Genomic DNA, 23,291 nt, shown 5'->3' on the forward strand with positions numbered 1-23,291 from the left:
TTATGTTCAATCAGCTTAAAAACTTAGCAGGAGATGAGTACTACCTCATCAGTTCATTACTGGTGTTTATGTTGTTCTTCCTGATCGTGGGAGTTTATCTCCTCAAACTGAACAAACAACATATTCAAATCATGCGTGAATTACCCATTCAAGATCAAAAAACAACTACCAATGAAGAAGATTAGCTTATTTATCCCATTGTTGTTTTTTATAAATTTTGCCTTTGCCGCTAACGAGACGCAAACAGTTCCGGTAGTAATTGCTGAGCCGGGTCTGGGTATCAATCAGTCAGAACTGCTCATTCTTTTGTTGTTAATTTTTGCAGTTATCTTACTCGTAGTGGCCATTACCTTACTCAAGGCTTTTAAGGTGATGTATCAGCAACAACTTCATCCAGGTATTTATCAAATCCCTGTACCTGATAAGCCCTTAAATTACGACGACTGGTTAAAACAAAAGAAAAAAGGAAAGTCGGTATGGGAAAAAATATTGAGTTTAAAACCCATTGAACAGGAAAAGGATCTGGAGATTCCGCATGCATATGATGGGATTAAAGAGTTAGATAACCCTGTTCCGGCATGGTTTAACTGGCTTTTTTTCAGCACCATGTTCTTCGCAGCAGCGTACCTTTTTTACTACCATATAGGTGGATATGGCGATTTGCAGGATCAGGAGTATGAGAATGAAATGGCCAGAGCAAAAGTAGAAAAGGCAGCTTATTTAGAAAAATCGGCAAATGCCATAGATGAAAACTCGGTAAAGGCAGATAATACCCCAATGGTTTTGGCAGAAGGTAGAACCATTTTTGACGCCAATTGCCAGGTTTGCCATGGCGATAAAGGACAGGGCATTATTGGTCCTAACCTAACCGATGATTACTGGCTACATGGCGGCGGTGTAAATAATATCTTTAAAACCATTAAATACGGCGTGCCGGAAAAGGGGATGGTAAGTTGGGAGAAAACCCTTAATCCGAAGCAGATCAGTGCAGTAACCAATTTCATTCTTTCGCTGCAGGGTACAAATCCGGTAGGTGCAAAAGCCCCTCAGGGAGAAAAATACGAAGCTGAAAATCCTCAGGATAACGAAATGAAATCTGCCGGCGACAGTACAACTACAGCAAATGCTACAAAATAATAATCAACGGAAAAACCGGATGAGAAATTTCCTCTATCCGAAAAAGCCTTCCGGTAAATTATATACCTACCGAAAATGGTTGAGTTATACCTTGCTTATATTTTTATTTGCCTGTCCGTTTTTAAAATTTAGAGGAGAACAGTGGGTACTGCTCAATTTTATCGAGCGTAAGTTTGTATTTTTTGGCTTAATATTCAGCCCTCAGGATTTTTACCTTTTTGCATTGGCAATGCTGATTTTTGTCATCTTCATTGTTTGTTTTACAGTGGTTTTGGGTAGGTTATGGTGTGGTTGGGCCTGCCCGCAAACCATTTTTATGGAAATGGTTTTCAGAAGAATAGAATATTGGATTGAAGGGGATGCTGTAAAACAGAAAAAGCTCGATGCTCAACCCTGGGGTATTGATAAAATCCTTAAAAAAACAATTAAACATTTTCTGTTTTTATGCATTTCATTTATCATTTCCAATACTTTTTTAGCTTACCTTATAGGCTCGGATAATTTAAGAAAAATCATCTTCGAACCTCTTGCATTACATGTGTCTGGTTTCACTTCCATCTGGTTCTTTACCTTTGTTTTTTATGGGGTATTTGCGTATTTAAGAGAAGCCGTTTGTACCGTTATCTGCCCGTATGGTAGATTGCAAGGCGTTTTGTTAGATAAACAGAGCCTGGTGGTAGCTTATGATGTAAATCGGGGTGAGCCAAGGGGGTACATTCAAAAAAATAACCTCAACAGGCCGCAGGGAGACTGCGTTGATTGTGGACTGTGTGTACAGGTATGCCCTACCGGGATAGACATCCGTAAAGGAACGCAGCTCGAATGTGTGAACTGCACGGCCTGCATTGATGCCTGCGATGCTGTAATGCTTAAAATCAACAAGCCACAAAGATTAATTGGTTTTTACAACCAGGATTTTATCGAAACCAGAAAAACATATAAAGTAGGGCTAAAGGTCTATGCTTATGCAGCCACCTTGTTAATGGCTTTGATTATCTTTTCTTCATTGATTTATAAACGGGAAATAATCCAAACCACAGTACTCCGGGCGAGTGGGACCTTGTTTCAGGAAAGGCCTGGTGATCAAATAAGTAACCTGTACAATGCAGAACTGATTAATAAGACCAATAAAAACCTATCCTTTGAATTTAAATCAAACGATCCGCTAAACAAGATAGAATTTGTGCAGCAAACCCATAGCCTGCCAGCAGAAGGAACAGTCCATTTAACTTTTTTCCTCCTCAGGCAGAAGAGTAAGATTACAAAATATAAAACAGATGTATCATTTGAAATTTGGGTAGAAGGGAAGATTTTAAGTCGTGCAACAACCAGCTTTTTTGCCCAGGCTGCCAACAACTAATTTAGAACAAGAAATTGATAAAGAGAAATGATGATGAACTGGGGATCGAAAATTATGATAGGTATGGGCAGTTTCATGCTGTTCATTATTGGTATGGTATTTTACATGTTTACAATGAAAGATAAGGATACCCTCGTTGAAGATGATTATTACGAGCAAGGGATTAACTATGATAAAACCTATCGCGCAGAACAGCATGTTATCAAAGAAAAACTTCAACCACAAATTACCATTAATGAGAAACAGATCATAATTCAGCTAAAGCACAAAATTGATTTTGAACTCCGGTTAATGCGGCCATCCAGTGCAGCTCAGGATATTAGGATAAAGCGCCAGACCATTGAACCGCATCACATCATTATAGTAGATAGCCAAAAAATGGGCAAAGGTTTGTGGTTGTTAACTTTAAAATGGAAGCAAAATGATCAGGATTATCTTTATAAAACCAGTATAACATTATAATGGGCTTTCTACCGCTTGCTTTTTTAATGGGCTTATTCAGCAGTTTGCACTGCGCAGTAATGTGTGGGCCCATTATGCTTGGAATGCCTTTTCAAAAAAGTAATATCTGGAGCGCTACTTTCCATTTATTCAGCTATCAGTTCGGTAGAATAACCACCTACCTGGTATTAGGCTTTTTAGTTGGGTTTTTAGGGAGTAATATTAGGGTTTTGACTAATCAGCAGGTGCTCGGAATGGTAATGGGCTTGCTACTCATCGGTATGGCCTTACTGCAATTCCTTCCACGTTACCATCAGGCATTCTTCAAAATACAGCAATCCTTAATTTTACCCTTAAGTAAGCTACTGGGCAAAGTATTAAACTGGAAATGCTGGAGTTATTTTGCCGGAATAATAAATGGAATAATCCCCTGTGGCATGGTATACCTCGCATTGGCTACCGCCTTGAACACAGGCAACCCGCTCCATGCCGCAAAATTTATGATGCTGTTTGGCTTGGGTACAATGCCCTTGCTACTGCTTGTTTCAATTAGTGGTATATTTCTGAAAAACTATATACGCCTCAATACCCAGAAGCTGTTGCCATGGGTAACATTGTTGATGGGCGTCCTGTTTGTTTTAAGGGCCGTAGAACTGGGAATTCCATTTATCTCTCCCTCAATCCATCAGTCATACGGAAAAACAATAATCTGCAACTAAGCATTCATGCCTGGCAAACCCTGCCTTAAGCAAGTCATGCGCCCTATAATAGCCATGTGTCATTAACGTTCGCCTCGGTTAATCCTTAATACAGCTATGCCTGATGAGCAGGTTATGTCCAGGTTTTAGTGGAGAAAGGTGGACTTACCGTGGACTTGATGTGGAGGAAGGCTTGATTTTAGTTTCAGGGAGTTGCCTTAATATCGCAATAATATATTTTAATTAAAAGTAAATCAATGATTTAGTTAATTATTTTTTATCCTTTATTTCAATTTTAACCCGAACTTAAATAAGCTGTGAAGGCTGTTTGTAGTATTAGTTTTACTTTTTATTGATGGGTATAACTTTTCTGATCAAAGTTCAGCTTTTATTGGTATTACTAAAACGTATTGTGCTTTCTTAAGTTAATTTAAACGTTTAAAATCCAGTGTTCTGCACGTTTTTTGTCTCTATATACACAGTTAGTTAATTATGATTATTTGAAAGAGGGGACATGGTGGATGCCATGCCCCTTTTCTTTTATCCCAATTTAATACCCATCGATTATCCTGGTGTGGTTTTCAAAACTAAAATGCCAGGAGCAGAGATTTTAAATCCGTTCTGATTACGCAAATGCAATAGTTATATCGAGTAAACTTTTACCCCAATTGTAGATTAAAATTCCCATGCATATTAATCGAAACAGCCTTGTTGTTGATTTAAATCTGCTTTTTATTACTGGTGTAATCTTTGAAAAGCTAAGCATACAATCAATGCAGTGCTCCTTAACAGTGGACGCTGAACATTTAACCGTTGGAGACTTCCAAATGTCTCCTCACTTAAATAATAACGAAAGAGGGAAGGGGTGCAATTACATGCCTGTAATGGATGGTTTGGAAGCAATAAAAAGGATTCGTGCAAATCAGATTCCAGGTAAATCAAAGATTCCAATTATTACCTTTTCCGCAGGTGTAATGGATAAAGATAAACAAACAGCCATGGAAGCGGGAGCCAATGATGTATTGGGGAAACCCTTCAAAGTGAATACCCTGCACCAGAAGATTGTTAAAAATATAAGCTGATCAATACCATCTGGATCTCATAGCGTCTCCAATGCTATTAAGTTAGGTACCCAGGATTTTCAGGCCGAGCCTGTAGAAGACCTTTCAACAAAGAGAAAACTAAATGTATTGCCCTTTGACAATTTGCCCCGATTTACATCGGGAGCTCAGTAAAACAAATACATTCAGTTTGTCCTTAACTTAATAGCATTGGTAGCGTCTCGCTACAATCTGTAACAATCTATGGCCAGACCCTTAACTCCCAAAAACAAACCCTGTTCCTCAAAGCACGCACAACCCAGATACTTTATCCACACAATTTTGTCGCTATAATTATTCTTTATACCTTCGATTCCTCGCTCAAACACACTTAAAAACGATTTATGTTCACCACTATTAAGCTTCCGATAGCACTCTTTTTTTCAATATTTTTAGGAATGTTTGCTGTTCACGCACAACAAGATATTCCTGCAAAATATAGCCTGATCCCTTATCCGAAAAGTTTGTCTCCAATGACAGGTACATTTGCCTTTGAGTCAGGTGTGAAGATCATATATCCACTGGGATCACAGAATCTTTTAAGCGAAGCAAAACACCTGCAGGAGATAATTAAGCAGGATTTAGGAGTTGTGCTTCCACTTTCAACTAAAACTGGTCAGAAAAACATTATTTTAAAAAGTGATAAAAGTATTGCAGAGAATGAAGGTTACACATTAAATGTTAGCAGAAACCAAATCGAAATTGCTGGTAAGACGAATACCGGTGTTTATAGAGGCGTGGAAACCTTGCGTCAACTCATACTTCAAAATGCAAATCTAAAAGTTGCCACTATCCCTTGCTTAAAAATTGCCGATGCTCCGGCTTTTGACTGGAGAGGAATGCATTTGGATGTATCCCGTCACTTTTTCTCCATTCAATACCTGAAAAAGTTTATCGATGTGATGTCGCTGTATAAAATGAATAAGTTTCATTTACACCTTACCGATGATCAGGGTTGGCGAATAGAGATAAAAAAATACCCATTGCTCACTGAAAAGGGTGCCTGGAGAACATTTAATGGGCAAGATTCAGTATGTATGAAAAAAGCAGTTGATAATCCAGATATGGAAATTGATACTGCTCACATCGTTAAACGTGATGGAAAAACATTGTACGGTGGGTATTACACTCAGGAGCAATTGAAAGACCTGATTAAATATGCTCAGGTTCGGCACATTGAAATTATTCCGGAAATTGACATGCCAGGGCATATGATGGCTGCCATTAATGCATATCCATATCTGAGTACAAAAGAAGGTGCAGGCTGGGGAAGAGATTTCAGCACACCAATTTGCCCATGTAAGGAAAGCACATTTGAGTTTGCAGAAAATGTTTTTGCTGAAGTGGCAGCACTATTTCCATCAAAATATATACACCTGGGCGCTGATGAGGTTGAAAGAACCAGCTGGGCAGAATCACCATTGTGCAAAGCATTGATGAAAGCTAACAATTTTAAAACAACCGCCGAGTTACAAAGCTATTTTGTAAAGCGAATGGAAAAGTTTTTCCATAGCAAAGGAAAAGAATTGATCGGCTGGGACGAAATTTTAGAAGGTGGAGTTAGTAAAACGGCATTGGTAATGTATTGGAGAGGCTGGGTACCTGATGCACCTGTCAAAGCGGCAAAGAATGGAAACAAAGTAATCATGACGCCTGGTAATCCCTTATATTTTGATGTGGTCCCTGATCGCAATTCTATCTTCAACGTTTATCATTTTGAGCCAGTGCCTAAAAACCTGAATGATGCAGAGGCAAAATATATTCTCGGGGCACAAGCCAACATCTGGACAGAATACATCCCTTCTGAAAAACGAGCAGATTATATGTTTATGCCAAGAATGACAGCTTTGGCCGAAGTGCTTTGGACACACCAAAATAATTATGAAAGTTATCTTAAAAGATTAGATGCCCAATATCCGGTTTTAGATAAGTTTAAGGTTAATTACCGCATTCCGGATTTGACAGGATTTACGGAAGAAAATGTTTTTAATAATCCTGTGTTACTGAAAATCAATAAACCGCTACCTGCCTTAACCATACGCTATACAAAGGATGGATCGCTTCCAAACAACAATTCATCAGTTTTAACCTATCCCTTTGAGGTAAGTTCGGCTGAAAAGCTCAAAATAGCTGCATTTGGGTCGGCTGGTAACAGAGGTGATATATACAGCCTGAACTATAAGAAGCAGGATTTTTTAAAATCTCAAAACGTAAGTGGCGTAAAACCTGGTCTCATTTTGAACTATTTTGGCGATAAGATAAAAAGTGTAGCAGATTTACCACAAAAATCTGATACCATGGTTGTTGTGCCGAATTTCACTATTGCAGAGGGTTTAGCTAAAGAAGGGAAACCATTTAGTGTCCGCTTAGCTGGATACCTGGAGGTTCCTGAAACAGGGATTTACAGCTTTTACTTAACGGCTGATGATGGCGCTAATTTATATATCGATGAGGAAAAAGTAATTGATAATGATGGCTGGCATTATCCAATACAGAAAAGCGCACAGGTAGCGCTAGAAAAGGGAATTCATAGCATCTCGTTACCATTTGTTGAAGCAGGGGGAGGTTATACCCTAAAGTTAGAATACAGTTTAAATGGTTCTGAACTGAAAAAAGTACCTGATAGCTGGTTGAAATACAAATAAATAAAGTTAAGCACATGAAGGCTATCTTCCAACTTTTTGATTTTGAGCAAAAGGTAAACTACCGAAATGAAATCCTTGCCGGCCTTACGGTTGCAATGACAATGATGCCCGAATCGCTTTCCTTTGCCATTCTTGCAGGATTTCCACCTTTGGCCGGATTGTATGCGGCATTTATCATGGGGCTTATTACCGCCGTTTTTGGTGGAAGACCTGGCTTAATATCTGGTGGAGCAGGAGCAACGGTAATTGTACTCATTGCCCTAATGAAAGCTCAGGGAATCGAATATGTATTTGCTGCGGTAGCGCTTGCCGGTGTTTTCCAGATTCTGGTAGGACTCTTCAAATTGGGTAAGTTTATCAGATTGGTGCCTCAATCAGTAATGTATGGATTTGTAAATGGCCTTGCAGTGGTGATCTTTATGGCACAAATAGAGCAATTTAAGGTCAGCAATGGCACTCAAACTTCCTGGCTCACCGGAGCACCATTATGGATCATGTTGGGCCTGGTGTTGCTTACAATCGCCATTGTTTATGTATTTCCTAAAATAAGTAAGGCTATCCCTCCATCGCTGGTAGCCATTATAGTAGTTTTTGTACTGGTGCTTGTTTTTAATATTGATACCAAAACCGTAAAAGATATTGCTTCTGTAAAAGGCGGCTTTCCATCCTTTCACCTGCCTTTAGTTCCCTTTAATCTCGATACTTTAAAAATTATTTTTCCCTACGCTTTAATCATGGCAGGAGTGGGGCTTACAGAAGGTTTATTAACCCTCAATTTAGTCGATGAAATAACTGCTACGAAAGGAAACGGAAACAGAGAATGCCTGGCTCAAGGTGCAGCAAATATTACCAATGGCTTTTTTATGGGTATGGGCGGATGTCCCATGATTGCCCAAACTTTGGTTAACCTTTCTGCCGGGGCAAGAGCCAGATTATCTGGGATAGTTGCGTCTGTTACCATTCTGATAATTATTCTATTCGGTGCACCAATAATTGAACGTGTACCTATGGCTGCACTCACCGGAGTAATGATTATGGTTGCCATTGGTACATTTGAATGGGCAAGCTTCCGGATTATTAACAAAATGCCTAAATCGGATATTTTTATTGGTATTTTGGTAGCAGCAATTACAATATACCTGCATAATCTTGCTTTAGCTGTACTTATCGGCGTAATTATAGCAGCTTTAGTTTTTGCCTGGGAAAGTGCTAAGCGAATCAGGGTTAGAAAATACCTGGATACTGAAGGGATTAAATATTATGAAGTTTATGGTCCGTTATTTTTTGGATCGGTAACCACTTTCATTGAAAAGTTTGAAGTTGAAACGGATCCCAATAAGGTTGTAATTGATTTTAAGGATAGCAGGGTGGCAGACATGAGTGGAATAGAAGCCCTCAATAAATTAACCGAAAGATACCTGATCGCCGGAAAGAAGCTTCATTTAAAACATTTAAGCCCGGATTGCAAAACCCTGCTAAAAAATGCCGAAGATGTAATAGTAGTCAATATCCTCGATGATCCAAGGTATGGTGTAGTCTCCTAATCAGTTTTCAGTTCACAGTTTTCAGTTCACAGTTAGCAGTTTTCAGTTAACAGTTAGTCGATTAAACAGTTAAACAATTAATCAGTTTAACAATTAAACAATTAAAACACTCAAATTTACATTCTTACCCCTAAATACTAACATTTTTACCCCTTTCTCTCATCTTGTAAGGCATAAATTTGACTTCTGACCAACTTTATTTACAAGATGATTTTTACTACACACAAACAAAACCTCATTAAACTTTTTATTGCCGTTTTATTTCTTGCTCTTGCTGTTAATACCGTCTCGGCACAAACCAAGTCAACTGGTTTGGAGGATAGAAAATTTTGGGTTAAAGCACTTCATAAAATAGCTTACCCCGTTATTCATAACCTGGCAAACGGAACACTTAAGCAAAATATGCCCCTTGAGAAAGGAAATAATTACAATTTAAAACTTGAGGATGTAACTTACCTGGAGGCTGTTGGCCGAACAATTGCCGGAGTTGCTCCATGGCTGGAATTACCAGATGACAATACCGAAGAAGGTAAGCTGAGAAAAGCAATGCGATTGGAACTATTACAAGGACTTAAAAATGCTGTTGATCCTCAAAATCCCGATTACTTAAATTTTAGATCACAATCCCAGGCAATCGTAGATGCTGCTTATGTTGCACAGGCATTTATTCGCGCACCGAAAGCATTGTGGGAACCCTTGGATCAGTTAACAAAAAAACGTTTTATAGAAGAATTTAAATCTTTGAGAAACCGAACAGGAGCCTATAATAACTGGCTTTTATTTGCCGGATTAACAGAAGGGTTTCTGCTAAGTATTGGCGAACAATATGATCCTGCAAGAGTTCAGTTTGCTGTTAATAAAGTTACTGAGTGGTATGTAGGCGACAGCTGGTACAAAGATGGAGAGAAATTTAGTATGGATTATTACAACTCTTATGTGATGCATCCGATGATGGTTGATTTAACTAAAATTCTTGCAGATCAAAAAAAAGGCACACCAAATAGCTATAACCAGGCTTTGCAAAGAATGGTACGCTATTCAGAATATTTAGAGCGGATTATTGGCAGCGATGGTACTTATCCAGCCTATGGCAGATCAGTAACCTACCGTACAGCAGCTTTTCAGGCTTTAGCACAGGTAGCGTTAATGGAGCAACTGCCTGATGCCGTATCTCCGGCCCAGGTTCGTGGCGCGCTTACACAGGTTTTTCATAAAATGTATGATGGAAACCAGAATTTTGATCATAAAGGTTGGCTGGTATTAGGTTTTAATGGTCACCAGCCTGAACTTGCTGATGTATATACCTCAACAGGAAGCCTTTATATGGCAACCCTGGCATTTCTACCACTTGGCCTATCTCCCGATAATAAGTTTTGGAGCACCCCGAATTCACCCTGGACAGCTGTAAAAGCCTGGTCGGGACAGGCATTTAAAAAAGATTATAAAGTAGAATATTAAAACTTGTTCAGGTATAATACAAGTTCAATAAAGTTAACTTGTTGCTCAAGCTAAAATGATGACCAGAGTAGAAAACGCTAATAAAGATTAAGCAAGCATTTAAACACTATCCTTGAAACTTTCAACAACAACAGGTAATTAAAGGAGAAATTAATAAATTAGACCATCTGGCACTTTAAGTACTTTATTAAGAACTTTTCTAAAGACCTTTAGTTATGGTTTAATCATCAGATTTCTGCCTTTTTTTAAAGTTTTTTAAGGTTTATGTTGTTTATTTACAGTTGATTATGAAACCTGTTTTACTAATTAAGTTTACAGTAACGTACGTAAACTAAATACCTATCTTAAAGTATTGTTTTTTGTATTACAAATATTCAAATTTGATACGTTATGAATTAAATCAACGGGACGATTTAGATTAACACACTAAGAGAGAAGATTGAAACCTTCTCTCTTTTTTTATGCCTGATTTTAGCTGTTGGCATTCATTTACATCCCCATTCTACTTGCTTTTATTCAGGATATTATTCAAAGCACCATACTGCGGATAATTAAACTTTATTTGTCAATCATTAAGCCTAAATGCTATTCCGCAGATAGATGTAGCAACTCGTTAAAAATATATTAAATTGTAAACCATTAAAAATAATTAACGATATGACTAAACGCTACAATTGGAATTTTTTATTCATTATAAGCTTTTTTTTCGTACTTCCAGCGGCCACTTCAGCTCAAAATAACCGAAAAATCTATCACAAGAACTGGATAGATTTTAATAAGAATGGGAAAATGGATGTTTATGAAGATCAGACGGTATCTATAGACAAAAGAGTTGCAGATTTATTGTCACAGATGAATGTTGAGGAGAAAACTTGTCAGATGGCAACACTGTATGGCTTTGGAAGAGTTTTGAAAGATGAGCAACCTACAGCAAGTTGGAAGGATGAAATATGGAAAGATGGAATTGCCAATATAGATGAAATGTTAAATGGATTGGTCAATAATCCTAAAGCCAAAACACCTTATTCTTACCCTTTTAGTAAACATGCAACAGCAATTGATAACGTACAAAGATGGTTCATTGAAGAAACTCGTCTGGGTATTCCGGTTGATTTTACCAATGAAGGAATTCATGGCTTAAACCATGAGAAAGCTACCCCATTGCCTGCACCTATTGGGATTGGTAGCACCTGGAATAAGAATTTGGTTAACCAGGCAGGCAAAATTGTAGGTCGGGAAGCTAAGTTGTTGGGTTATACAAATGTATATGCGCCCATATTAGACCTCGCGAGGGATCCACGTTGGGGAAGGGTAGTGGAATGTTATAGTGAAGATCCTTTTTTGGTAGCATCATTGGGTATTCAAATGGTACAAGGCATACAAAGTAATCACATTGCTTCAACATTAAAGCACTATGCCGTTTACAGTGTTCCTAAAGGAGGTCGTGATGGGAATGCCAGAACAGACCCACATGTGGCTCCGAAAGAAATGCACCAGATTTACCTGTACCCCTTTAAAAAAGTAATAGAACAAGCCATGCCAATGGGGGTAATGAGCAGTTATAACGATTGGGATGGTGAACCGGTAAGTGGCAGTTACTATTTTCTAACAGAATTACTCCGCAAACAATATGGTTTTAATGGTTATGTGGTTTCTGATAGTGAAGCAGTTGAGTTCTTATTCAGTAAACACAAAGTTGCTGATAGTTACGAAGATGCTATCAGGCAGGTGGTAGAGGCTGGTTTAAATGTGAGGACAAATTTTACACAGCCAAAAGACTATATTTTGCCGCTAAGGAAGATTATTAAAGAAGGTAAGCTTTCTATTCAGGTAGTAGATCAGTGTGTTGCAGAAGTTTTGAAGGTGAAGTTTAGGTTGGGTTTGTTTGATAAGCCTTACGTTGAAAATCCTTTAATGGCTGATAAAGAAGTGCATACAAAGCGTGACGAAGCTTTTGCCGAAGAAATTAACAGGCAATCCATGGTGTTGCTTAAAAACAAAGATAATCTGCTTCCCCTCCAGTTAAACAAATACAAAAATATTTTGGTTACAGGGCCACTGGCCGATGCTACAGGCTATGCTACCAGTCGTTATGGACCATCCTATAATCCGGTAACGACGGTGTTGGCTGGTATAAAACAATTTGTGGGAACTACAACACAGGTAAAATATAGTAAAGGCTGTGATATTGTGGATGCTACCTGGCCGGAAAGTGAAATCATAGAAAGCCCAATGTCGGCCCAGGAACAAAGTGAGATAGACTCCGCAGTTAATGCTGCAAAAAATACAGATGTAATTATTGCTGTTGTTGGTGAAGATGAAAAAAGGGTTGGTGAGAGCCTTTCCAGAACAGGCTTAAACTTGCCAGGCCGGCAGCTTAAGTTAATTCAGGCCTTGTATGAAACTGGTAAACCTGTTGTCATGGTTTTAATCAATGGACAGCCGTTAACCATCAATTGGGAAAACAGGTATATACCCGCAATTTTAGAAGCTTGGTTTCCCGGGCCACAATCAGGTAAGGTGATTGCCGAAACCTTATTTGGGGTAAATAATCCCGGAGGAAAATTGCCGGTTACTTTTCCAAAAACAATTGGACAGATTGAACTTAATTTTCCTTTTAAACAGGCTTCGCACGCGGGGCAACCTGGCGACGGACCTAATGGGTATGGTAAAACAGCCGTAGTAGGGGCACTTTATCCATTTGGATACGGACTAAGCTATACCACTTTTGAATTCAATGAGCTCATTATGGATAAGGAACAATACAAAGCGAATGAACAGATAAGCATTTCCGTAAAGGTGAAAAATACCGGAAAGGTAAAAGGAGATGAAGTAGTGCAGCTTTACTTGAAAGATATCCTGAGCAGTGTTACTACCTACGAATCGGTACTTAGGGGCTTCGACAGAGTGTCGCTTCTTCCGGGAGAAGAAAAGAAAGTAACTTTTATACTTAAACCGGATGACTTGGCTATAATCGATAAAAAAAATCAGTATAAGGTAGAGGCCGGGCAATTTAAAGTGATGATAGGGAACTCTTCTGAGAATAGGGTGTTAAATAAAGAATTTTGGATCATAGACTAGTCTTGCAAAGTTGATAGGGCGAATATTGAAGCATGAAATAATCACTTCATCATAAAAAAACAATCATTTAGTTTACAGTGTTTTAAAACGATTTAGTAGATTAGCAAATAAAACCTTACTCAAAGAAGTTTTATACTAATCCCCATCTAAATTGGAATTATGAGACTCAATAAATTGTTTTTATCGTTGGCGCTGGCTTCTGGCTCTGTTTTGTTACTGCTAAGCGCTTTTAATACAAAACCAAAAACAACAGCACATTCAGGCATTGTTAAACGACCCAACATTGTTCTCATTCTTGCCGACGATATGGGATTTTCTGATGCGGGTTGTTATGGAGGAGAAGTGAATACCCCAAACCTGGATTATTTAGCTAAAAATGGTTTGAGATACACACAGTTCTATAATACCTCACGCTGCTGCCCAACCCGGGCATCACTCTTAACCGGCCTTTATAATCAGCAGGCCGGAATAGGTAAAATGACTGATGCCGAAGACCAGCCAGGGTATCTGGGTCATTTGGGCGAGCATACGGTTACACTTGCAGAGGTGCTTAAACAAGCGGGTTATCATACAGCCATGTCCGGGAAATGGCATGTTTCTAATACCATTGTTCAAAAAAATGCCGGGGATCAATTGGCTTGGCTTAATCATCAGCAAGATTTTGGAGACTTTTCTCCACTAAATCAATACCCAACCAACCGTGGCTTTGATCAATATTTTGGTACCATTTGGGGGGTAGTAGATTTCTTTGACCCCTTTAGTTTGGTAAGCGGAACGAAACCAATTAAATCTGTACCTAAAGATTATTACCATACGGATGCTATAAGCGATACAGCCGTTGCTTACATTAAAGCCTGGCAAAAGTCAGATAAACCATTCTTTCTTTATGTAGCACAAAATGCCCCACATTGGCCGCTTCAGGCAAAACCAGAAGATATAGATAAATATAAAAACACTTATAAAATAGGATGGGATGCAACAAGAATAGCCAGGTATAAAAAGATGGTTGCATTAGGACTAATTGATTCTACACAAACTAAACTGCCCAAACCAACCAATAGAAAACAAAACTGGGCAGAAAATCCAACAAAGGAATGGGATGCTCAGGCCATGGCAGTTCACGCAGCCATGATAGATAGAATGGATCAGGGAATTGGGAGAATTATTGATGCACTGAAGAAAACAGGAAAATTAGATAATACCCTCATCGTATTTTTATCTGATAATGGTGCAAGTGCAGAGAATTGCGCGGCCTATGGTCCCGGTTTTGATCGTCCCAGTCAAACACGTACGGGAACACCAATTACTTATGCCACCAAAAAAGAAGTAATGCCAGGTCCGCAAACAGCATACACTTCAATTGGCACAGCTTGGGCAAATGTTGCAAATACACCTTATCAATATGCAAAAGCCGAATCTTATGAAGGAGGAATTCATACACCTATGATTGCCTTTTGGCCTAAAGGCATAACTGCAAAAAAAGGAAGTTTTAGTAACCAGGTGGGCCACGTGATGGATTTTATGAAAACATTTACAGAAATCTCTGGTGCCCGGTATCCACTTGTTTACAAAGGTAAAAAAATCACTCCAACAACAGGTTTAAGTTTGACGCCATCCTTTAGAGGAGAAAATAGCAAAGGACATTATAACTTATTTAATGAACATTTCGGTGCCCGTTATGTGCGATCGGGAAATTGGAAGCTGACTTCACTAAGCAATGATTCTACCTGGCACCTGTATAACTTAGAAAACGACAAAAGCGAAATTCATAATGTTGCAGCTCAAAATCCTGATCAGGTTAAACGATTGCAAAAATTATGGCAAGACTGGGCAAACAATAACCAGGTATTTCCTAAACCGGGAAAAAAATAATCTGCAGCTATTTCGCAATTTTGATAATAGCCTTGGCAATCTGTCAGGGCTATTTTTTGCCCTTTATTCTTCCATCGGAAGAATTATGCTTTTTAATACTTGATACATCTATTTTCTGTAAAAAGTGTCATTAAAACTTTATTTTTTCGTAAAATTTATGGATTATTCGTTAATGCTTGACTGTTTTAATGGTAATGGTCAATTTTGTTGTACACACAAACACACACTTGAAATCTTTAAATAATTAAAGTATGGTTTTAGATCAGTTGCCCCACGCAGGTATAGCCCCTAATATCGAAAAGAAGTTTGCTCATTTGCAGCACTTGATAGGTAATACCCCTATGATCGAACTGAATTACACTTACCAGGGAAGACCGGGTAAAGTGTATGTCAAATGCGAGCATTATAATCTTACTGGTAGCATTAAAGATCGTATGGCATTGTATACCCTAAGGAAAGCTTACGAAGAAGGAAAAATTAAAGCGGGCGACCAAATTGTTGAAGCAACGAGTGGAAATACTGGGATCGCTTTTGCTGCCATCGGAAAAGCACTTGGCCATCCGGTAAAAATTATCATGCCCAATTGGTTAAGCAAAGAGCGAATCGATATTATCAAAAGTTTAGGGGCAGAGGTCGAACTCATCACAAAGGAACAGGGAGGGTTTTTAGGAAGCATTAAGCTTGCTGAAAGTATGGCTATCCAAAATTCGAATGTCTTTTTACCTCAACAGTTTGAAAATGAGGCTAATCCTCAGGCGCATGAAGCCACTACCGGGATGGAGATTTGGGAGCAGTTAAAATGTGAGAATATTACTCCAGATGCATTTATTGCTGGCGTAGGTACAGGTGGCACCATTATGGGCGTTGGTAAATTTTTAAAATCGCAGAATAACGACATCAAAATTCATCCTTTAGAACCAGCAGAATCACCAACATTAACCACAGGCTATAAGGTAGGTTCACATCGCATCCAAGGCATTTCTGACGAATTTATTCCGGAAATAGTTAAACTGGAAACATTAGACAAAGTGATTCAGGTAAATGACGGTGACGCCATTTTGATGGCTCAAAAGTTAGCAACACAATTGGGTTTGGCAGTAGGTATTTCCTCTGGCGCAAATGTAATTGGCGCTATTAAATTGCAACAGGAAATGGGAAGCGCTGCAGTTGTAGTTACGGTGTTCTCTGATAGTAATAAAAAATATCTCAGTACCGACCTGATGAAAGATGAGCCAGTAAAAGAGGGGTATCTCAGTCCCGATACTTGTTTTACTGGCTATAATGCAATTAGCAGATTGTAAAATAAAAACATAAATAAAGAACCACGATGAAAAAAACACTTTTAGCTGTAGCTGCCCTGTTATTTAATATGGCTGTATATGCACAGATTGAAAAGCCCGTAACCTGGAGTTATGCAGCAAAGAAAACCAGTGCAACTGAAGCCGTAATTTATATTAAAGCCAATATTGAGAAAGGCTGGCATTTGTATTCCCAAACGGTAAAAGACGGCGGTCCGGTAAAAACAACTTTTACTTTCCCTGCCTCAGCAGCCTACACTTTAGTGGGTAAAACAATCGAACCAAAACCGATCACGAAGTTCGAATCTACATTTAAAATGGATGTAAGCTATTTTGAAAACGGAGTGATTTTTCAGCAAAAGGTAAAGTTAAAAGCTGGAAAACCGGTTGTTAAAGGCACTGTAGAATTTATGGTTTGCAATGATAAACAATGCTTACCGCCTGACGAAGTTACATTCAGTGTGCCTGTAAAATAGGATAAACTTATTCTGTAGGTAGTAGATGGCCTATTTGAATTTTAATGTTAGTTAATGATAAATAACGGGGTATGTTGGATAACATATCCCTTATTTTTTACCGCTGCAATCGCGGCCTTTTACTTTTTACAGCTGGATTTCCCTTAGGCTGGAATTTCTTCGGTGCAACAGGCTGCTCCTCACAAATTTTTACTGTAACCGTATTGCCCTTAAAAGTTTCTCCGTTTAAATTAGAAATAATATTATGGGCATCAGATAACTTCAATACTTCTAAAAAGGCATAACCCTTGCATTTTCCGGTAGACCTGTCCCTAACAACCTTAATGGTTTCAATCTGCCCATGTAAACTTACAAAAATCGCCAAGTCCATCTCTTGAATATGCTCAGAAAGTCCCCCGATAAAAAGCTTTGTCATAGCGAAAATTTGATTTAAATATTATAAAGTCTAAAATTAGTAGTAATATTTGATATTTATCTCCTGAAAGTTACAATTTGTTGCAAAATAATATAATTAAAATGGCTAAACAAATCAAAAGGAGAATGAACAAGTTAATTGCTTGAAATTTCCCTGAAAGCAGGAGCGGATTTAGCTGTTTATTCCTGATATGTGTAATTATTTTCGTAAAACTGTATAGCGCGATCAATAATCAAGTTGATGTGTTTCTTAGCTGATAAGTATATATTTTTATCTGCTAACCGGAAATTATGCTCAATATTTTAACCAAACAAGAAACTATACAACTTATCGCAGAGTTAGAGGATGTTTTGTTAGCCAGTATGACTAAATGCAATGTGAAGTGTTTAGAACTCTTATTGGCTGATACCATCATTTTTCTAGATGAGTTTAGCCATATACTGGATAAAGACGTCGTTATTGAAACCTATCGTTCTAAATTGATCAATATTTACGATATCATACTTTACAAAAGAGATATTCATGTTTTCGAATCCGCTGTAGTTGTTTTCTCTAAACTAAAAGTTAATGGGATTTATGCAATGAATAAAATCAATGATACCTATCAATATATCAGAACATGGACAAAGGTAGAGGGGGAGTGGAAAGTTATTGCAAACAGTTGCACAGTAATGCAGCATTGAGCATTATATGTAAAATACACCAGCAAACATTGTAAATAAAAAGAACCTGGATCATCCAGCTTTTATCTGGAATTCAATTTGAATATTATCTTAATCTGATATTTAGCTAAATCGTTTTAATATTGATTTTAAAATATTAGTTTTAACAAAATTTTCTAACCATTTTCGATTAATATGAACCATAGCATGAAGTTGGGTTTTGTAGCATTACTTTGTCTAAGTTTTACCAATGCCACAGAAGCTCAAAACTATCCGGAACTACATTTTAACAAGGCCCCACTGAAACAAAATGTATTTATTCAACTTCCCCTTGGAAGTATCAGGGCAAAGGGTTGGTTGCTGAAGCAGCTGGAACAACAACGCGATGGAGCAACCGGTATGGCTGAAGCACTATACGCTGAAGATGATAATTTGGGGAAAAATAACGATTGGCTTGGTGGGAAGGGAAGTAGCTGGGAACGGGCACCTTATTATGTTAAAGGACTGATTGCTTTAGCTTATACTTTAGATGATCCAATATTGAAAGAAAAAGCTAAAAAATATATTGAATGGACACTTGGCAGCCAACAACCCAGTGGCTTATTTGGTCCGGCAAAAATGAAAGACTGGTGGCCCAGAATGCCAATGATGTATGCTTTACAAAGCTACTATGAAGCTACAAATGACCAAAGGGTCATTCAATTTTTAACAAAATATTTTAAGTACGAATTGACAAATCTTGATGCCGATCCACTGAAGGATTGGGCAAAATCAAGGGCTGCAGATAATATGGAAATTGCACTTTGGCTTTATAACAAAACAGAAGATGGCGATTTATTAAAGCTGGTTGAAAAACTTAAACAGCAAGCCTATCCATGGATAGATATCTATAACCATAACCAATTTTATTATTTTGGTGATGATTTTCAGCCAAAACATATGGTTAATGTAGCGCAGGCACTAAAATTCCCCGCAATTTATGCACAATTAAATCCATCTGCAGCTAATGAGAAAGCCATGATGAATGGGATTGCTCACATTATGCGTGATCACGGTCAGCCCGAAGGTTTGGGTTCTGGAACAGAATTTTTAGCTGGAACAGCATCCATTGAAGGCGTTGAAACCTGCACTGTGGTAGAATGGATGCAAAGTTTAGAAACAGCAGCAAGAATTATACATGATGCCAAAATTGGCGATGATTTGGAAAAAGTGGCTTTCAATGCCTTACCAGCTCAATTTAGCCGCGATTTTAAAAATCATTCTTACTACACCTTACCTAATCAGGTACAAAGTGTTCATGGAGAACATGGTTTTAATCAGGATTATAGTTCAGGCATTGTTTCAAGCCCGTATTCCGGATACGGCTGCTGTAGATATAACATGCATATGGGATGGCCCTACTATGTAAAAAACAGTGCTTCAGCTACGCCAGATAATGGTTTAGCTATTCTTACCTATGGCCCAATGGAAATAAATACAACAGTTTCAGGGAATAAAGTTAAAATCACTGAAGAAACCAACTATCCTTTTGATGATTTAATTAAGCTAAAAATTTCGACAGCCCTGAGCTTTAAATTTCCGCTCGTTTTGAGGATTCCGTCATGGAGTATAGCACCATTGGTAAAGGTGAATGGAACACCCATTAAAAACGTAAAAGCAGGGACTTTATTAACCATCAGCCGCGAATGGAAAGACAATGATCAGGTCGAATTGCAATTTCCTATGGAAGTGGCAGGGCAAAAGCAGGTGAATAACTCGTTAAGTGTTGTGCGCGGACCATTAGTATATGCTTTAGAGATTAAACCTGAATATAAAATAACAAAAACTCATCAGGTTGTAGGTTATAAGGATTATGAAAGCAGACCTGTTTCATCCTGGAATTATGGACTTGTTCTAAATCCAGACAAAATCGATGAAGGAGTCAGATTCATTAAAGGGAAGATGGCCGAGAATCCGTTTGATGCAACACAATCTCCAGTGAAATTAGTGGTTAAAGCTAAAAAAATTCCTTCCTGGACCCTGGCTTATAATCAGATGTCGGCTTTTGATGTTCCGTTTAGCCCGGTTGAGTCTAAATCAGAAACTGAGGAAATTACACTCGTGCCTTATGGCGCCGAAAATCTCCGTCTTAGCTGTTTTCCGATTATTGGTACACCAAGTAAACCAGTCACCAAAATAGTAGAAGATTTTAATACCCATTTGCCTAATGACTGGGTATTCTACGGCGGGGGATGGTTTTGGAAAGATGGTGGGATTCACGCTTCTTCAAATGCAGGCTCGGGAGGATTTGGTATTAATGGCTCAAAAATTGTTGCAAATGGAACACATTTCTCTAATTTGGATTTTCAGGCTTCAGTAAAAGTTAATACTGCTGGCGATGCTGGATTAATGTTCAGAGTTTCCAAACCAGCAATCGGTCCGGATGCTTACCAGGGATATTATGTGGGTCTTAACCCTGTTACAGGAATAATCGAATTAGGTAAGGCAACAGGCCTTAAATGGATTCCCATTCAATCAAAAAAATATACACTCGAAATGAATAAGATCTATCAACTTCGTGTAGTTGCCAATGGGCAACAAATTAAGGTGTATGTGGATGAATCCAAAACACCAATTATTCAGGCAAGTGATATGGATTATAGCAGCGGAAGCATCGGCCTGAGGACATACAAAGCCCAGGCTACCTTTGATGCTGTTAAGGTAAAGGAAATATAAAATAAAACGTTTTTAGTTCCAGGAAGATGGTAACAGTACATTGAGATAGATTTTTACCCCCAAAAGTTTACATAATTACCCCCTGTCAGATGGAGTGATATTATATGTTTGTTTTTCCAGCAAGCTTTAAAATAAAACCTTGTTTATGGTTATGATTTTGTTCTTCAAACTCTATAAAAAACAATATTTAATATGACACGAAAATTAATAGCGGGAATACTTTTATTAGCCAGTCAGGTCAGTTTTGCTCAAAGTCAGGATATGAGAAAATTGATTGACAGCGAATTTCAATTTGCAGCAAAGCAATATAAAGTATTAGATAAAAATATTCCGGCTGGCTTAACACCCCAAAGTTTTAATGCTAAAACCAATAAACTGGTTACTTACGATATTAAGTGGTGGTGCAGTGGTTTCTACAGTGGTTCGCTTTGGTATATTTTCGAACAAACCAAAGACGCTGAAATTAAAAAAGATGCAGAAAAAGCATTGAAAATTTTAGAACCCAATCAAACTTATACCGGCCATCATGATTTGGGTTTCATGATGTTCTGTAGTTTTGGTAACGCCTATCGATTAACAGGGAAACCTGAATATAAAGAGATTATTCAAAACTCAGCCCAGTCGCTTGCTACCCGATTCAGGCCAGAGATAGGATCTATCCAATCATGGAATAAAAACAAATATTTTAATTGCCCGGTAATCATCGATAATATGATGAACCTGGAGATGTTAAACTGGGCATCAGATAATGGGGGAGATGCCAGGTTAAAGGAAATATCAGTTAAACATGCAAACACAACCATAGCTAACCATTTCAGGCCAGATTTCAGCTCCTATCACGTTGTGGATTACGATTTGACCACAGGAAAGGTAATTCGTAAAGCTACATGGCAGGGAGCGGCAAATACATCAGCATGGGCAAGAGGTCAGGGCTGGGCACTTTATGGTTATACCATGATGTATAGATTTACCAAAGACACTAAATACCTGGAACAGGCAAATGGAATTGCAAATTTCATCCTTAATCACCCTAATTTACCTGCCGATAAAATACCATACTGGGATTTTGATGCTCCTTTTATGCCCTTTTCAAATCGTGATGCATCCGCAGGTGCACTAATTGCTTCGGCATTATTGGAATTGGGGCAGTATGTAGGAACCCATGAAAAAAATGCCTATAAACAGGCAGCTGAAACTATGATAAACGCATTGGCAAGCAGTGCATACAGGGCAAAACTTGGTGAGAACGGAGGTTTCCTACTTAAGCATAGCACAGGCGCACTGCCCTTAAATAGTGAAATTGACGTTCCTTTGGTGTACGCTGATTATTATTACTTAGAAGCATTAGCCAGGTATAAAAAATGGTATTTATAAATTGTCAGGCTGTTAAAGTTTGTTAAATGCAACCTTTAACAGCCTTGAAAGCCAACGCCAAAACTTTACGGCAGGGAATTTGTTTTATGATAGTCTTTAACAAAAAATAAGATTATGAAATTTTACAAATCAATCCCCATAATGCTCTTAGGCCTGATTTTAATATCAGGTTGCGTAAGTAATAAAAAGTATACTGAACTTCAAACCACCTATGCCCAACTGAGAGAAAGGAATCAGGAGCTCAGCAATAAATATCAGGATAGTCAAAGAGAGCTTAGTGGCGCCAATAGCAGGGTTAAAAGCCTGGAAGAACAAATTGCTTCTGAAAAGGCCAATATTATGGCTCTGCAAGACGCTTTAAATAAGTGTTTAAAATCAAGTAATCAGGGTAACGTTAACATCTCTAAATTGGTAGACGAGATTAACAGCTCAAATAAATACATCAAGCAACTGATTAATGCTAAGAATAAAAGCGACTCGCTTAATATGGTGTTGACCAATAATTTAACACGTTCATTAAGTAGAGAAGAGTTAGGTGATGTAGATGTTCAGGTACTAAAAGGTGTGGTTTACATCTCGCTGTCTGATAATATGCTTTATAAATCAGGAAGCTATGAAATCTCTGATAAAGCTGGAGCAACTTTGAGTAAAATTGCTAAAATCATTAAAGATTATAATGATTATGATGTACTGATAGAAGGTAATACAGATAATGTGCCTATCGCTCAGACCAATATCAGGAACAATTGGGATTTGAGTGCGTTAAGAGCGTCATCTGTAGTACAAGCTTTACAAACCAAATATGCAGTTGATCCTAAACGTTTAACTGCAGGAGGTAGGGGCGAATACAATCCTATAGCAGATAATTCAACAGTTTCTGGTAAAACGAAAAATCGTCGAACTCAGATTATAATTACACCAAAATTAGATCAATTCATGGATTTAATTGGAAAAGCGCCAGAAAAAGGCACTAATTAATTTACAATAAATATATTAAGGCAGTCTTCTGTGGAGG

Annotated in this window: 18 protein-coding genes; 17 read left to right on the forward strand and 1 reads right to left on the reverse strand. The window is 38.1% G+C overall.

All coding sequences use genetic code 11. From position 1 onward, the window contains the following. Positions 1–2: 2 nt before the first annotated feature. The 13 genes from ACQY77_RS00285 (at position 3) to ACQY77_RS00345 (ending at position 17,110) form a co-directional block, all read left to right on the forward strand. A complete protein-coding gene (locus ACQY77_RS00285; protein WP_421939990.1) occupies positions 3–185 on the forward strand; it encodes a hypothetical protein in 183 nt (60 codons plus the stop codon). Then, positions 172–1,137 (forward strand): cbb3-type cytochrome c oxidase N-terminal domain-containing protein, encoded by a 966-nt coding sequence (locus ACQY77_RS00290; RefSeq protein WP_421939989.1) that lies wholly within the window; start codon positions 172–174, stop codon positions 1,135–1,137. Before ACQY77_RS00285 ends, ACQY77_RS00290 begins: the two co-directional genes overlap by 14 nt. A gap of 19 nt (positions 1,138–1,156) precedes the next feature. Further along, entirely contained in the window at positions 1,157–2,497 is a 1,341-nt protein-coding gene (ccoG, locus tag ACQY77_RS00295) for a cytochrome c oxidase accessory protein CcoG (protein ID WP_421939988.1), read from the forward strand. Positions 2,498–2,530: 33 nt separating this feature from the next. After that, on the forward strand, positions 2,531–2,959 hold the full coding sequence (locus tag ACQY77_RS00300; RefSeq protein ID WP_428430152.1) for a FixH family protein: 429 nt from the start codon (positions 2,531–2,533) through the stop codon (positions 2,957–2,959). Between the two features lie 26 nt (positions 2,960–2,985). Continuing rightward, positions 2,986–3,657 carry a sulfite exporter TauE/SafE family protein gene (locus ACQY77_RS00305; protein WP_428430153.1) on the forward strand — a complete coding sequence of 224 codons (672 nt, stop codon included), beginning with the start codon at positions 2,986–2,988 and terminating at the stop codon, positions 3,655–3,657. A 665-nt stretch (positions 3,658–4,322) separates the two neighbouring features. Then, a complete protein-coding gene (locus tag ACQY77_RS00310; protein ID WP_428430115.1) occupies positions 4,323–4,718 on the forward strand; it encodes a response regulator in 396 nt (131 codons plus the stop codon). 362 nt (positions 4,719–5,080) lie between these two features. Then, positions 5,081–7,381 (forward strand): family 20 glycosylhydrolase, encoded by a 2,301-nt coding sequence (locus ACQY77_RS00315; RefSeq protein ID WP_421939984.1) that lies wholly within the window; start codon positions 5,081–5,083, stop codon positions 7,379–7,381. 14 nt (positions 7,382–7,395) lie between these two features. Next, complete coding sequence (locus tag ACQY77_RS00320) at positions 7,396–8,925, forward strand: SulP family inorganic anion transporter (protein ID WP_421939983.1); 1,530 nt, start codon at positions 7,396–7,398, stop codon at positions 8,923–8,925. Positions 8,926–9,132: 207 nt separating this feature from the next. Beyond that, on the forward strand, positions 9,133–10,383 hold the full coding sequence (locus ACQY77_RS00325; RefSeq protein ID WP_421939982.1) for a DUF2264 domain-containing protein: 1,251 nt from the start codon (positions 9,133–9,135) through the stop codon (positions 10,381–10,383). Positions 10,384–11,040: 657 nt separating this feature from the next. Beyond that, on the forward strand, positions 11,041–13,464 hold the full coding sequence (locus ACQY77_RS00330; protein ID WP_421939981.1) for a glycoside hydrolase family 3 N-terminal domain-containing protein: 2,424 nt from the start codon (positions 11,041–11,043) through the stop codon (positions 13,462–13,464). Positions 13,465–13,623: 159 nt separating this feature from the next. Further along, positions 13,624–15,336, forward strand: a complete 1,713-nt coding sequence (locus ACQY77_RS00335; RefSeq protein WP_421939980.1) for an arylsulfatase — start codon at positions 13,624–13,626, stop codon at positions 15,334–15,336. Between the two features lie 251 nt (positions 15,337–15,587). Beyond that, positions 15,588–16,637, forward strand: a complete 1,050-nt coding sequence (locus ACQY77_RS00340) for a PLP-dependent cysteine synthase family protein (protein ID WP_421939979.1) — start codon at positions 15,588–15,590, stop codon at positions 16,635–16,637. 26 nt (positions 16,638–16,663) lie between these two features. Then, the gene (locus ACQY77_RS00345; RefSeq protein ID WP_421939978.1) at positions 16,664–17,110 is read left to right on the forward strand and encodes a protein-disulfide reductase DsbD domain-containing protein; all 447 of its coding nucleotides are present in this window, start codon (positions 16,664–16,666) and stop codon (positions 17,108–17,110) included. 97 nt (positions 17,111–17,207) lie between these two features. Here the strand turns inward: ACQY77_RS00345 and ACQY77_RS00350 are convergent, their stop codons facing one another. Beyond that, entirely contained in the window at positions 17,208–17,525 is a 318-nt protein-coding gene (locus ACQY77_RS00350; RefSeq protein ID WP_421939977.1) for an RNA recognition motif domain-containing protein, read from the reverse strand. A 290-nt stretch (positions 17,526–17,815) separates the two neighbouring features. Between ACQY77_RS00350 and ACQY77_RS00355 the strand changes: the two genes are divergently transcribed. The 4 genes from ACQY77_RS00355 (at position 17,816) to ACQY77_RS00370 (ending at position 23,254) form a co-directional block, all read left to right on the forward strand. Further along, a complete protein-coding gene (locus ACQY77_RS00355; RefSeq protein ID WP_421939976.1) occupies positions 17,816–18,208 on the forward strand; it encodes a nuclear transport factor 2 family protein in 393 nt (130 codons plus the stop codon). A 174-nt stretch (positions 18,209–18,382) separates the two neighbouring features. After that, positions 18,383–20,902, forward strand: a complete 2,520-nt coding sequence (locus tag ACQY77_RS00360; RefSeq protein ID WP_421939975.1) for a beta-L-arabinofuranosidase domain-containing protein — start codon at positions 18,383–18,385, stop codon at positions 20,900–20,902. Positions 20,903–21,094: 192 nt separating this feature from the next. Beyond that, entirely contained in the window at positions 21,095–22,276 is a 1,182-nt protein-coding gene (locus ACQY77_RS00365; protein ID WP_421939974.1) for a glycoside hydrolase family 88 protein, read from the forward strand. Between the two features lie 114 nt (positions 22,277–22,390). After that, positions 22,391–23,254, forward strand: coding sequence for an OmpA family protein (locus ACQY77_RS00370; RefSeq protein WP_421939973.1), 864 nt, complete (start codon positions 22,391–22,393; stop codon positions 23,252–23,254). Positions 23,255–23,291 lie beyond the last annotated feature (37 nt).

Origin of the sequence: Pedobacter sp. (assembly GCF_965279535.1) — a bacterium.
In the GTDB taxonomy this organism is placed as follows: Bacteria; Bacteroidota; Bacteroidia; order Sphingobacteriales; family Sphingobacteriaceae; genus Pedobacter.

Bases quoted from the DNA above. Each gene is read 5' to 3' on its own strand.
- ACQY77_RS00365 (WP_421939974.1), top strand. From the start codon at position 21,095: ATGACACGAAAATTAATAGCGGGAATACTTTTATTAGCCAGTCAGGTC.
- ACQY77_RS00335 (WP_421939980.1), top strand. From the start codon at position 13,624: ATGAGACTCAATAAATTGTTTTTATCGTTGGCGCTGGCTTCTGGCTCT.
- ACQY77_RS00340 (WP_421939979.1), top strand. From the start codon at position 15,588: ATGGTTTTAGATCAGTTGCCCCACGCAGGTATAGCCCCTAATATCGAA.
- ACQY77_RS00310 (WP_428430115.1), top strand. From the start codon at position 4,323: ATGCATATTAATCGAAACAGCCTTGTTGTTGATTTAAATCTGCTTTTT.
- ACQY77_RS00350 (WP_421939977.1), bottom strand. From the start codon at position 17,525: ATGACAAAGCTTTTTATCGGGGGACTTTCTGAGCATATTCAAGAGATG.
- ACQY77_RS00315 (WP_421939984.1), top strand. From the start codon at position 5,081: ATGTTCACCACTATTAAGCTTCCGATAGCACTCTTTTTTTCAATATTT.
- ACQY77_RS00320 (WP_421939983.1), top strand. From the start codon at position 7,396: ATGAAGGCTATCTTCCAACTTTTTGATTTTGAGCAAAAGGTAAACTAC.
- ACQY77_RS00355 (WP_421939976.1), top strand. From the start codon at position 17,816: ATGCTCAATATTTTAACCAAACAAGAAACTATACAACTTATCGCAGAG.
- ACQY77_RS00360 (WP_421939975.1), top strand. From the start codon at position 18,383: ATGAACCATAGCATGAAGTTGGGTTTTGTAGCATTACTTTGTCTAAGT.
- ACQY77_RS00300 (WP_428430152.1), top strand. From the start codon at position 2,531: ATGAACTGGGGATCGAAAATTATGATAGGTATGGGCAGTTTCATGCTG.
- ACQY77_RS00285 (WP_421939990.1), top strand. From the start codon at position 3: ATGTTCAATCAGCTTAAAAACTTAGCAGGAGATGAGTACTACCTCATC.
- ACQY77_RS00330 (WP_421939981.1), top strand. From the start codon at position 11,041: ATGACTAAACGCTACAATTGGAATTTTTTATTCATTATAAGCTTTTTT.
- ACQY77_RS00305 (WP_428430153.1), top strand. From the start codon at position 2,986: ATGGGCTTATTCAGCAGTTTGCACTGCGCAGTAATGTGTGGGCCCATT.
- ACQY77_RS00345 (WP_421939978.1), top strand. From the start codon at position 16,664: ATGAAAAAAACACTTTTAGCTGTAGCTGCCCTGTTATTTAATATGGCT.
- ACQY77_RS00325 (WP_421939982.1), top strand. From the start codon at position 9,133: ATGATTTTTACTACACACAAACAAAACCTCATTAAACTTTTTATTGCC.
- ccoG (WP_421939988.1), top strand. From the start codon at position 1,157: ATGAGAAATTTCCTCTATCCGAAAAAGCCTTCCGGTAAATTATATACC.
- ACQY77_RS00290 (WP_421939989.1), top strand. From the start codon at position 172: ATGAAGAAGATTAGCTTATTTATCCCATTGTTGTTTTTTATAAATTTT.
- ACQY77_RS00370 (WP_421939973.1), top strand. From the start codon at position 22,391: ATGAAATTTTACAAATCAATCCCCATAATGCTCTTAGGCCTGATTTTA.